Source organism: Mycobacterium sp. 1245801.1 (assembly GCF_001673055.1).
In the GTDB taxonomy this organism is placed as follows: Bacteria; Actinomycetota; Actinomycetes; order Mycobacteriales; family Mycobacteriaceae; genus Mycobacterium; species Mycobacterium europaeum_A.
Genome location: NZ_LZKY01000114.1, coordinates 1 through 10,931, shown reverse-complemented (window position 1 = coordinate 10,931; position 10,931 = coordinate 1). Strand labels below are relative to the sequence as shown.

Annotated in this window: 13 protein-coding genes; 7 read left to right on the top strand and 6 right to left on the bottom strand. The window is 67.9% G+C overall.

Annotated features, from left to right (window positions below; all coding sequences use genetic code 11):
• The first annotated feature begins 40 nt into the window (after window positions 1–40).
• The 5 genes from ipdF to A5622_RS06790 all read left to right on the top strand — a co-directional run bounded on the left by ipdF (window position 41) and on the right by A5622_RS06790 (window position 4,971).
• Window positions 41–829, top strand: coding sequence for a (5R,7aS)-5-hydroxy-7a-methyl-1-oxo-2,3,5,6,7,7a-hexahydro-1H-indene-carboxyl-CoA reductase (gene ipdF / locus A5622_RS06810; protein ID WP_066859659.1), 789 nt, complete (start codon window positions 41–43; stop codon window positions 827–829).
• 82 nt (window positions 830–911) lie between these two features.
• Window positions 912–2,084, top strand: coding sequence for a DUF4878 domain-containing protein (locus A5622_RS06805; RefSeq protein ID WP_082994541.1), 1,173 nt, complete (start codon window positions 912–914; stop codon window positions 2,082–2,084).
• A gap of 78 nt (window positions 2,085–2,162) precedes the next feature.
• Window positions 2,163–2,783 (top strand): TetR family transcriptional regulator KstR2, encoded by a 621-nt coding sequence (gene kstR2, locus A5622_RS06800; protein ID WP_156749304.1) that lies wholly within the window; start codon window positions 2,163–2,165, stop codon window positions 2,781–2,783.
• A 1-nt stretch (window position 2,784) separates the two neighbouring features.
• A complete protein-coding gene (fadA6, locus tag A5622_RS06795; protein WP_066859651.1) occupies window positions 2,785–3,945 on the top strand; it encodes a steroid 3-ketoacyl-CoA thiolase FadA6 in 1,161 nt (386 codons plus the stop codon).
• Window positions 3,946–4,062: 117 nt separating this feature from the next.
• Window positions 4,063–4,971 carry an endonuclease domain-containing protein gene (locus tag A5622_RS06790; RefSeq protein WP_066877476.1) on the top strand — a complete coding sequence of 303 codons (909 nt, stop codon included), beginning with the start codon at window positions 4,063–4,065 and terminating at the stop codon, window positions 4,969–4,971.
• A gap of 38 nt (window positions 4,972–5,009) precedes the next feature.
• Here the strand turns inward: A5622_RS06790 and A5622_RS06785 are convergent, their stop codons facing one another.
• Genes A5622_RS06785 through echA20 form a run of 6 tightly spaced genes read right to left on the bottom strand, consistent with a single transcriptional unit; the run spans window position 5,010 to window position 9,919 of the window.
• The gene (locus tag A5622_RS06785) at window positions 5,010–5,750 is read right to left on the bottom strand and encodes a hypothetical protein (protein ID WP_066877470.1); all 741 of its coding nucleotides are present in this window, start codon (window positions 5,748–5,750) and stop codon (window positions 5,010–5,012) included.
• Window positions 5,747–6,394 (bottom strand): SatD family protein, encoded by a 648-nt coding sequence (locus A5622_RS06780; protein WP_082972006.1) that lies wholly within the window; start codon window positions 6,392–6,394, stop codon window positions 5,747–5,749. Before A5622_RS06780 ends, A5622_RS06785 begins: the two co-directional genes overlap by 4 nt.
• A gap of 54 nt (window positions 6,395–6,448) precedes the next feature.
• A complete protein-coding gene (gene ipdC, locus A5622_RS06775; protein ID WP_066877466.1) occupies window positions 6,449–7,528 on the bottom strand; it encodes a (3aS,4S,5R,7aS)-5-hydroxy-7a-methyl-1-oxo-octahydro-1H-indene-4-carboxyl-CoA dehydrogenase in 1,080 nt (359 codons plus the stop codon).
• A 2-nt stretch (window positions 7,529–7,530) separates the two neighbouring features.
• Window positions 7,531–8,283 (bottom strand): cholesterol ring-cleaving hydrolase subunit IpdB, encoded by a 753-nt coding sequence (gene ipdB / locus A5622_RS06770; protein WP_066877465.1) that lies wholly within the window; start codon window positions 8,281–8,283, stop codon window positions 7,531–7,533.
• Entirely contained in the window at window positions 8,280–9,164 is an 885-nt protein-coding gene (gene ipdA / locus A5622_RS06765) for a cholesterol ring-cleaving hydrolase subunit IpdA (protein WP_066877463.1), read from the bottom strand. Before ipdA ends, ipdB begins: the two co-directional genes overlap by 4 nt.
• Complete coding sequence (gene echA20, locus A5622_RS06760) at window positions 9,161–9,919, bottom strand: (7aS)-7a-methyl-1,5-dioxo-2,3,5,6,7,7a-hexahydro-1H-indene-carboxyl-CoA hydrolase (protein WP_066870677.1); 759 nt, start codon at window positions 9,917–9,919, stop codon at window positions 9,161–9,163. Before echA20 ends, ipdA begins: the two co-directional genes overlap by 4 nt.
• Before the next feature lie 59 nt (window positions 9,920–9,978).
• On the opposite strand from echA20, the gene A5622_RS06755 reads away from it, so the two are divergent.
• Together A5622_RS06755 and A5622_RS27925 are read left to right on the top strand one after the other, a co-directional pair.
• Entirely contained in the window at window positions 9,979–10,773 is a 795-nt protein-coding gene (locus tag A5622_RS06755; RefSeq protein ID WP_156749113.1) for an SDR family oxidoreductase, read from the top strand.
• 15 nt (window positions 10,774–10,788) lie between these two features.
• A partial coding sequence (locus tag A5622_RS27925; protein WP_156752842.1) for an SDR family NAD(P)-dependent oxidoreductase occupies window positions 10,789–10,931 on the top strand: 143 nt, incomplete at its 3' end.

The following is a 10,931-nucleotide window of genomic DNA, read 5'->3' as shown; positions in this document are numbered from 1 at the left end:
TCGCCGAGCGGGTGCTCGGCCTACCCCGAGAGGTGAAGGGATGAGCCTGTCCGAAGCCCCGAAAGAGATTGCCGGACACGGACTTCTGCAGGGCAAGGTGGTGGTCGTCACCGCCGCCGCGGGCACCGGCATCGGCGCGTCGACGGCACGACGGGCGCTGGCAGAGGGGGCCGACGTGGTGATCTCGGATCACCACGAACGCCGGTTGGGGGAGACCGCCGACCAGCTCACCGCGCTCGGCCAGGGCAGGGTCGAAAGCGTGCTGTGCGACGTGACGTCGACCGCGCAGATCGATGCGCTGTTCGCGTCGGCGACCGCGCGGATGGGACGCGTCGACGTCCTGGTGAACAACGCCGGGCTGGGCGGGCAGACGCCGGTGGTCGACATGACCGACGAGGAGTGGGACCGGGTCCTGGACGTCACCCTGACGTCGGTGTTCCGCGCCACCCGCGCGGCGCTGCGCTACTTCCGTGACGCACCGCACGGCGGAGTGATCGTCAACAACGCCAGCGTCCTGGGCTGGCGGGCTCAGCACTCGCAGGCGCACTATGCCGCCGCCAAGGCCGGCGTGATGGCGCTGACCCGTTGCAGCGCAATCGAAGCCGCGGAGTACGACGTGCGGATCAACGCGGTGTCGCCGAGCATCGCGCGACACAAGTTTCTGGAGAAGACGTCGTCGGCCGATCTGCTCGACCGGCTGTCGGCCGGCGAAGCCTTCGGGCGCGCCGCCGAACCGTGGGAGGTGGCGGCCACCATCGCGTTCCTCGCCAGCGACTACTCCAGCTACCTGACCGGCGAGGTCATCTCGGTGTCCAGTCAGCACCCATGAGCTGCGATATCGCTGACTAGCGCCGGTCCGCGACGTGTTTACAATTGTCGACCAACGCGGTTGACGCAGGTGGGAGGGTGCAGTGAGCGACGGACCGGGTCACCGACCGTGGGGTGAGAACCCGCCTCCCGCAAGCACACCCGGCCAGCCACCGGGTGCCCCGTGGCAATCCGACGCGGGTTGGCCGCAGCACTGGGGTCAAGGGGGTCAGCCAACCCCTTTCGGGCAGCCCGCGTACGGGGGGTGGCCCTCGCCACCGCCGGTCACCGTCGCCCAGTTCAACGGGCCGCAGGGCGGTCCCGGGCAACGCAATCGCAAGCCGTGGATCATCGGGCTGAGCGTGGCCGCCGCGGTGCTTGTCGTGGTTGTCATCACCGTGATCGCGGTCAACAGTGGCGGCGGGTCGGGCAGCGCCGGTGATGCCGCCAAGGGTTACCTCGAGGCGCTGGCCCGCGGCGATGCGCAGGCCGCGCTGTCGTACAGCACCGATCAGCCGGCGTCCAAGGAGTTCCTGACCGACGACATCCTCAAGCGGCAGATCGCGCGGTGGCCGATCACCGACATCAAGATCCTCGACGACAATTCCGCGCACGCTTTCGGTTTCGGGCAGGTGCACGTGTCGGCGAAATTCGGCGAGAACACCTCGGACGTGACCATGTCGATCAAGAAGGCGGGCAGCGACTGGAAACTCGACCACGCCGCGATCAAGGTGGACACGCTGAACGCGGGCATCGAGCAGGCCGCCGTCAAAACCGCGACGTTCTTCGGCAAGCCCGTCGGCACCGCGCCGGTGTACGTCTTCCCCGGTTGGCTGGACGTCTCCAGCAGCAACCCGAATCTGGCCGTCAACACGAAAAAGCCCTTCCTGCTTGACAATCTGACGACATCGGGCGCGTACTTCAACGACCTGGAATTCAAACTCAGCGACAAGGGGTTGGCCGCGACCAGCTCCGCGATATCGGCGGCGCTGGCCAGTTGCGCGAACTCGAACCAACTGCGACCGGCCGACTGCCCGCAGCACGCCTTCGACTACGACCTGGTGGACGGGACCGCCGCCTGGGGCAAACCGGACATCAGCGGCCTCAAGATCAACCTGTTCGATCCCTTCCGACTCGAGGCGTCCTTCTCCGGGTCGGTCAACTTCCCGCTGACGGCCCAGACCCGGTCGGGCGGCACCAAGACGAGCGTCGTCGACACCTTCGTGTCCGGCAACGCCGACGAGTCGCAGAATCCGCCGGTGGTCTCGCTGCGCTGACGTTCCTGACGGAGCGGCCGCGGATCGGAAACCAAGGCGTCGGTGGCCAAGCAAGCGCTTGGTTGATACTCTGATCGGGTGGACCGAGTGCCCGGTCAGGCGAACAGCCGGCGAGACGAGCTACTGGAGCTCGCCGCGACGATGTTCGCCGAGCGTGGATTGCGCGCCACCACCGTCCGGGACATCGCCGACAGCGCCGGCATTCTGTCCGGCAGCCTGTATCACCACTTCTCCTCCAAGGAGGAGATGGTCGACGAACTGTTGCGCAGTTTCCTGGACTGGCTGTTCGCGCGCTATCGCGAAATCGTCGACAGCGAGGCCAACCCCCTGGAGCGGCTCAAGGGGCTGTTCATGGCGTCGTTCGAGGCGATCGAGCACCGGCACGCGCAGGTCGTCATCTACCAGGACGAAGCCCAGCGGTTGTTGTCTCAGCCCCGGTTCTCCTACATCGAGGACATGAACCGGCAACAGCGCAAGATGTGGCTCGAGTTGCTCAATCAGGGCGTCGAACAGGGGTATTTCCGGCCCGACCTCGACGTCGACCTGATCTACCGCTTCATCCGTGACACCACCTGGGTGTCGGTGCGCTGGTATCAACCCGGCGGACCGCTCACCGCGGAGCAGGTGGGCCAGCAATATCTCGCCATCGTGCTTGGCGGGATCACTGCGGAATCAAAGAACATCGAAGAAGGAGTCTGAAATGCCTGAGGCGTACGTCATCGACGCTGTGCGTACCGCGGTCGGCAAGCGCGGCGGGTCGCTGGCCGGAATTCACCCGGTGGATCTCGGTGCGCTGGGATGGCGCGGCCTGCTCGACCGGGTCGACGTCGATCCCGCCGCCGTCGACGACGTGATCGCCGGCTGTGTCGATGCCATCGGCGCGCAGGCCGGCAACATCGCCCGGCTCTCGTGGCTGGCCGCGGGCTATCCCGAAGAGGTTCCCGGCGTCACCGTCGACCGGCAGTGCGGATCCAGCCAGCAGGCCATTTCCTTTGGCGCGCAAGCGGTCCTGTCCGGCACCGCCGATCTGATCGTCGCCGGCGGCGTGCAGAACATGAGCCAGATCCCGATCTCGTCGGCCATGACGGTCGGCGAGCAGTTCGGATTCACCTCACCGACAAACGAATCCAAGCAGTGGCTGCACCGCTACGGCGACCAGGAGATCTCACAATTCCGCGGCTCCGAGCTGATCGCGGAGAAGTGGAACCTGTCCCGCGAAGAGATGGAGCGCTACGCGCTGACCAGCCACGAGCGCGCGTTCGCGGCCATTCGCGGCGGCCACTTCGACAACGAAATCATCACCGTGGAAACCGAATCCGGGCCGTTCCGGGTTGACGAGGGGCCGCGCGAGTCGTCGCTGGAGAAGATGGCCGGGCTCAAGCCACTGGTCGAGGGGGGCCGGTTGACGGCGGCCATGGCCAGCCAGATCTCCGATGGTGCCAGTGCCGTCCTGCTCGCGTCCGAAAAGGCCGTCAAGGAGCACAACCTGACGCCGCGGGCACGCATCCACCACATCAGCGCCCGCGCCGCCGACCCGGTGTTCATGCTGACCGGGCCCATCCCGGCGACCCGCTACGCGCTGGACAAGACCGGGCTGTCCATCGACGACATCGACACCGTCGAGATCAACGAGGCGTTCGCGCCGGTGGTGTTGGCCTGGCTCAAGGAGATCAAGGCCGACCCGGAGAAGGTCAACCCCAACGGGGGCGCGATCGCGCTCGGTCACCCGCTGGGTGCCACCGGCGCCAAGCTGTTCACCACCATGCTCAACGAGCTGGAGCGCATCGGTGGCCGCTACGGGCTGCAGACGATGTGCGAGGGCGGCGGCACGGCCAATGTCACGATCATCGAGCGCCTCTGACCTCGTGCAGCACTCGCTTCCGTCGTCCAGTGTGAAAGCTACGACGCGTCAACCGCGTTTCGCGTCGTAGGATTCACATTCGCGAGGTTGTCGGTGCGGGTTGGCACCATCGGCGGCATGACGGAGCTCTTCCTGGGCAGTGAGGCCCTGGCGGCAAAAGTGATGCCCGAGCGGGCAATGCGTTCCCTCTTCGAGCCTGTCCACCCGGGTGTCTACGCCCCCGGCGGCATCGCGCTGACGGCGCGCGAACGCGCGCGGGCGGCATGGCTTTGGTCGCGACGCAACGGCGTCATCGCGGGGAACTCGGCAGCGGCGATGCTCGGGGCAAAGTGGGTGAGTCCGACGCTCGATGCTGAGCTGGTGCACGGCAATCGCCGCCCACCCGCCGGCATCGTCGTGCACAGCGAGACACTGCTCCCCGGTGAGGTAGTCGAAGTCGACGGCATGCCAGTGACCAGTCCGGCACGCACCGCTTTCGATGTTGGACGGTGGACATCGTCGCGGCTGTCCGCGGTGCAGCGGCTGGATGCGCTGGCGAACGTCACCGACGTCAAAATCAGCGACATCGAAGCCGTGCTGGCCGAGCATCGCGGCACGCGCGGCCTGGGTCGGCTCAAAGCGGTGCTGCCGCTGGTGGACAGCGGCGCGGAGTCTCCGCAGGAGACCCGTACTCGGCTGGTGCTGATCGACGCGGGTTTGCCTGTGCCACAGACACAGATCCGAGTGTGCGACGACTACGGCGACTTCGTTGCCCGCATCGACATGGGGTACCGCGAGCTGCGCGTCGGCATCGAGTACGACGGACCGCAGCACTGGACGGACGCCGGGCAGCGCGATCGCGACATCGACCGGTACACCGCATTGGCCGACTTGGGCTGGACGATCGTGCGGGTCGGCAGCGACCTTCTCCGCTATCGGCACGGCACCCTCATTGCCCGTGTCGTCAACGCGATGCGGGCCGCGGGATGGCGCCCTGGGCCACCGAGCGTGAAATCCTCGACGGCACCGCGGCGTGTCGCGTCGTGAAATCCACCCTCGGTCAACCTTTTACCGGATTCGGCCGCCTACCGGGTCGCCACCACCAGGCCAATGCCGCCCAGGGCGAGCAGCCAACTCGTGAAGCTGCCGACCAAGAAGTACTCGGTCACCTCGTCGATGCCGACGCCGTTGTCGCGGTTGGTCTGGGCGTTCAATTCCGGGAATCGGATGATGCCCTTGGCCGCGACGACGGCGCTGGCCGCGGCCACCTGGCCGCCGACGCCGAGGCTGAGAATCAACAGCCGCTCCAGCGGCCCCAGCAGCCGGCCGCCCTTGAGCCGATCCGACGGCTGCGGCTCACCCGGTGGGCGCACCGCGCCCACCGAGCCAAGCACCAGGCGCACCAACTGATTGGCGGTGGCGAACTGGACCAGCATCACGCCGACGAGCATCAGCAACCGGGCGGGCGTGACATGGCTAAGTGGCAGGTGAACCCAGGCCGACCACCGCGCGACGACGCCGCCGCCCGGCGAGGACCAGCCGGATAACAGGGCCAGCACCGCCAGCGCGCCGCCGAACACCGCCAGCGGAGCGATCTGGTTTTTGCCGCTGAGTTCGCTTCGCGCGCAAAGCCATTCCCACGCCACCACCGCCGCGGCGGCCAGCACGAGCAGCGCGATGTCCCCGGCACGCCACAGGGCGCCCAGCCCCGCGCACGCCAGCACCACCACCGGCCCGGCCAGCAGCGGTGGCCATAGCGCACCGACCGCACGCCGGCAGAGGTCGGCGACGCCGAGGGCGATGAGAAAGACCGCCACGGCGCTCACGGCAGACTCCGAAGGTATTGACTGGCAAGCACAATCAAGTCCAGGCCGTCGCGGCTCGCGCGTTGGGACACCGCCGACGGGCTGATGCCCTCTTCGGCGGCGAGCTCCTTTTTGGTCCGGCCCGTCATCAAGCCCCTCACTATCCGCAATGACCGTTCATCAAGCGATCCAAGCAGATGGTCCCGACAGATCAGGGCGGCGTTGACGGCGGCGACGTCGTCGCGGGTGCCGGCCTCGGCCCGAAACGTCGTGCGTACCAGCGTCAAGCCGGGCTGCCGCTGCGCCTCCGCGGTGTGCTGGATGGCCTCACGGGCGGTCCACCAGCCCGGGCCGTCCTGGATTCCCGCGGCGGCATCGAGGATGGTGACCGAGCCCCAGCCGATGCCGAACCGGACGTCGATGTCGGGGCCGACGGCCAGCCGCAGCGTCAGGGCGGCATCGATCGCGGAGCCGACGGTCGGGTAACTGCCCTGGAACTCGTCGCCGACGGTGAACGCGGGCGGGCCGATAGCTTCGGCGGCGACGTGTCGCAGGGCGGCCGCCAGGCTCCCATGCAGCTTCGAGCGGTCGGTGGCACGCCGGGAACCGACGACGTCACCGATGAGCGTCGCCCGTGATGAAGGACCCAGCTTCATCCGAGCCATTTGAAGAGTATAGCTTAATCATGCCAGGATTTAGCTATACGCTTTATCGAGGCGTTACACCTCTTCGATGAGAGCCGACGCCGCCTGCAGGTGCCGGACCGCGTCTCGCACGATCGACTCGATCAGTTCGGCGCACGACGGCAGGTCCTCGAGGATGCCGGCCACCTGGCCGGAAGCCAGCACGCCGGCGTCGGTGTTGCCGTCCACCAGCCCGGCTTTCAACAGCATCGGGGTATTGGCCGCCATCACCACCTGAGACCAGGTCAGCTCCTTGCCGTGCCGCATCGCCAGGCCGTCGCTGATCATCGACCGCCAGGTCATCTGCGACATGTGCTTGAACTTGGCGGCATTGCGCACGGCCGCGGTCAGGCCCCGCACCGGCGAACCACCTTCCAGCTTCTCCACCAAACCGGTGCGCAGCACCCGGTGCGGCATCCCGTCCACCCGGGTGGTGACCACCGTGCCGTCCAGCGCCGATTCGAGGTAACGGCGCTTGACCGCGTCGGGCACCGTCGAATCCGAGGTGAGCAGAAACCGGGTGCCCATCGCGACGCCGGCGGCGCCATAGCTCAGCGCGGCCGCCAGACCGCGTCCGTCGAAGAATCCGCCCGCCGCGATCACCGGAATGCCGCTGCCCTGCACGGCGTCGAGCACCGAGGGCAGCAGCAGCGTGGTGGCGACCGGGCCGGTGTGCCCACCACCCTCGCCGCCCTGCACGATCATCGCGTCGGCGCCCCAGCCGGCGACCTTGCGGGCGTGCTTGGCCGCGCCGATCGACGGAATCACCACGACGCCGGCCTCTTTCAGCCGCGCGATGAGCTCCTGCTTGGGCGCCAGTGCGAAGGAGGCCACCTTGACGCCCTCGCGGATCATCAGGTCCACGCGATCGCCGGCGTCTGCGGCGTCGGCGCGAATGTTCACGCCGAACGGCTTATCCGTGGCGGCCTTGACCTTGGCGATGGCCGTCGCCAGTTCGTCCAGCGTCATGGTGGCCGAGGCCAGGATGCCGAGCCCGCCGGCGTTGGCCGTGGCGGACACCAGCCGCGCACCGGCCACCCAGCCCATCCCGGTCTGGACCACCGGGTGCTCGACACCGACCAGCTCGGTCAGCGGCGTGCGCAGCTTCGTAACCACCGTCAGCGGATCTCTCTGTCGCGCAGCGACTTCGGGTCGATGACCTCGCGGATCAGGCGCAGCTCGTCGTCGGTCGGCAGCCGGGTCTCCTCGGCGCCGTCCAGGCCGTGCACCTCGAACGAGGTGTTCTCGGCGACCTCGTCGGCCGAAACGCCGGGGTGCAGCGAGACCGCCCGCATGCTGCGCCCGGGCCCGCCGAAGTCGAACACACCGAGGTTGGACACCACCCGGTAGGTGTTGGCGAAGCGGAACGCCGGATTGTCGTCGTCCACGTTGTCCCAGCCGATTCCGCAGACGATGTCGACCTTCTCGCAGAACACCCGCTTGGAATGGTTGCCCACCCAGTAGCTGGCCGCGTGGTTGATGGCGTTGCCGGGCGCCCCGCGCACGCCGAACATCTGGCGCTTGGGCTGCTGCAGCGGGCCGAACGCCGAGATGTTCTGATTGCCAAAGCGGTCAACCTGATTGGCGCCCATCACGACGTGGCGCCGGCCCCAGGCCAGGGTTTCGAAGACGCGGCCGAACGGCATCCAGCCCTCGACGGGTGCCGACGCGCCTAGCGCCGGGGTCTCGGCCAGCAGCTGCGCCTCACCGTCGGTCAGCAGGATGTCCGGCGAAAAGGTCAGCCGGGCCAGCCGGGCACCGACCGAGGCCATGTTCGTCATCGGACTGACCATGATTTCGCCTGCGTCCCGGAACAATTCGGCACAGGCGACCGCGCAGATCTCGGGTCGGGTGATCGCGTCGCCGCTCATGACGAGGCCTCCTCTTTGAAAGCGCGCACGGCCGCCTGATAGTCCTCTTCGCTGCCCGACAGGAAGGTCTGCACGAACTGCTGCCAACCCTCGTCGGTCGAGGCCGCCTCGGCGTAATGCCGCTGGAACTTCTCGTCGCGCCCGTAATCGGGTGCGGCGGTGGTGAAGTGGGCCCCGCCGGGTGCCTCGACCACGCCGTCGACCATCATCCGGTTCACCAGCAGCGCCTGTGGGGGGACCGCCTTGACCAGCTCCTGGGTGGAAACGACGCGCTCCACCGACAGGAAGCGCTTCTCGGCGGCCATCAGGAAGAGGTCGTCGAAGTACGGGTCGATGCCGGTGTAGGCCGCATTGCCTTGCGCGTCACCAAGATTGAGATGGGCGAACGCGGCGTCCAGGCGCAGCGCCGGCATCGCGATCAGGGTTTCGTGTCCGCCGCCGGGTGCCGGATACGGGCTGGTCACGGTCGCCAGCTCGCCCTCCCAGAAGTCCGGGACCGAACTGCCCAGCCCGGCCCGAATCGGCAGGAACGGCAGGCGTTGCGCGGCCGCCTGCAGACCGCATCGCAGCATGCCTTCGTCCATCTCCCTGGCCTCGATCGTGCCGCCGGTTCGGGCCTTGGCGAACCAGGGGTCGTAGAAGGGTGGGGAGTCCAGCGAGACGAATCCGTAGTAGACCCGCTTGACCTTGCCGGCCGAGCACAGCAAGCCGACGTCCGGCCCGCCGTAGGTCACCACGGTCAGGTCGGTGATGTCGGTGCGCAGCAGGGCGCGGACGAACGCCATGGGTTTGCGCCGCGATCCCCAGCCGCCGATGCCGATCGTCATGCCGCTGCGCAACTGCGCGACGACGTCGTCGAGGGTGGTTCTCTTGTCGCTCACGACTTCTCACCCTTCGTCGTACCGGCGAACGCGTCACGGTGCTCGTCGGACACCCCGGCGAGATTGAGCTCGAACGTAAAGCCTTGCTCCATGCGATAACTCGAGTTGACCCGTTGCACGTCGATGAGGTTCAGCGCCTCCTTGGCGGCCCGGATGACGCGGGTGTCCTTGGCGGCGATGTCGCGCGCGACCCGCAGGGCCGCCTCGTCGAGCTCGTCGCGCGGCACCACCTCGTGCACCGAACCGAAGTGGTGCAGGGTGGCGGCGTCGACGGTGGCCGCGGTGAAGAACAGCCGCCGCATCATGTGCTGGGGCACCAGCCGGGACAGGTGGGTGGCCGCGCCGAGCGCGCCGCGTTCCACCTCCGGCAGACCGAAGGTGGCGTCGTCGGAGGCGACGATGACGTCGGCATTGCCGACCAGTCCGATGCCGCCGCCGACGCAGAACCCGTTGACGGCCGCGACGACGGGCACCGCGCACTCGTACACCGCGCGGAACGCGGCGAAGCAGCCGCGGTTGGCGTCGATGAGCGCGGTGAATCCCTCGGTGCGCTGCATCTCCTTGATGTCGACCCCGGCGTTGAAGCCGCGGCCCTCGGCGCGCAGGATCACCACATGGGTCTCGGGGTTCTGGCCGGCCGCGGTGATGGTGTCGGCCAGTTCGAACCAGCCGCGCGACGGGATGGCGTTGACGGGCGGGAAGTCGACGGTAACCGCGACGATGCCCGGTTCGGTGGTGGTGGATGTGATGGGCAAGGTGCCACTTCCTTGTGGGGTAACTACCTAAGCAAGCACTTGCTTGGTACGCTAGCACAGTGACTCGCGCCGAAGCATGCCCCCCTTTTGACGCCATCAACTTGGGGCTGGCCGGGCGGGTGGTTCTCGTCACCGGCGGCGTGCGCGGGGTGGGGGCCGGGATCAGTTCGGTGTTCGCCGGGCAGGGTGCCACCGTCGTCACCTGCGCGCGCCGCGCGGTCGAGGGGCTGCCCTACGAGTTCCACTCCTGCGACATCCGCGACGACGACGCCGTCAAGGGGTTGATCGACGCCATCGTGGACCGGCACGGCCGGCTCGACGTGGTCGTCAACAACGCCGGGGGATCGCCCTTCGTGTTGACCGCGGAGTCCAGCGCCAAGTTCAACCGCAAGATCATCGAACTCAATCTCATTGGTGGGCTGTCGGTTTCGCAGCACGCGAACGCGCACATGCAGGGCCAGCGGCAGGGCGGGTCGATCATCAACATCTGCAGTCTGTCCGGGCGCCGGCCGTCCCCGGGGACCGGGGCCTACGGCGCGGCCAAGGCGGGCCTGGAAAGCCTCACGCAGACGCTGGCCGTGGAGTGGGGGCCGAAGGTCCGGGTGAATGCCTGTGTGGTCGGCATGGTGGAGACCGAGCAGTCCGAACTGTTCTACGGCGACGCCGAGTCCATCGCCGCGATCTCGAAGAATGTGCCGCTCGGCCGGCTGGCCAAACCTGCCGACATCGGTTGGGCCGCAGCGTTTCTGGCCTCCGATGCGGCGTCCTACATCAGCGGTGCCTCGTTGGAGGTGCATGGCGGCGGCGAGCCACCGCACTATCTGGCCACCACGAACGCCAGCGCGATCAAGTAAAGGAGAGACGGAAATATGGGAGTGGTTGACGGCCGCGTCGTCATCGTCACTGGAGCGGGCGGCGGCATCGGTCGCGCGCATGCGCTGGCGTTCGCCGAGGAAGGCGCGCGTGTGGTGGTCAACGACATCGGGGTGGGCCTGGACGGTTCGCCGGCCAG

Bases quoted from the DNA above. Each gene is read 5' to 3' on its own strand.
- ipdF (WP_066859659.1), top strand. From the start codon at position 41: ATGAGCCTGTCCGAAGCCCCGAAAGAGATTGCCGGACACGGACTTCTG.
- fadA6 (WP_066859651.1), top strand. From the start codon at position 2,785: ATGCCTGAGGCGTACGTCATCGACGCTGTGCGTACCGCGGTCGGCAAG.
- A5622_RS06790 (WP_066877476.1), top strand. From the start codon at position 4,063: ATGACGGAGCTCTTCCTGGGCAGTGAGGCCCTGGCGGCAAAAGTGATG.
- A5622_RS06780 (WP_082972006.1), bottom strand. From the start codon at position 6,394: ATGGCTCGGATGAAGCTGGGTCCTTCATCACGGGCGACGCTCATCGGT.
- ipdB (WP_066877465.1), bottom strand. From the start codon at position 8,283: ATGAGCGGCGACGCGATCACCCGACCCGAGATCTGCGCGGTCGCCTGT.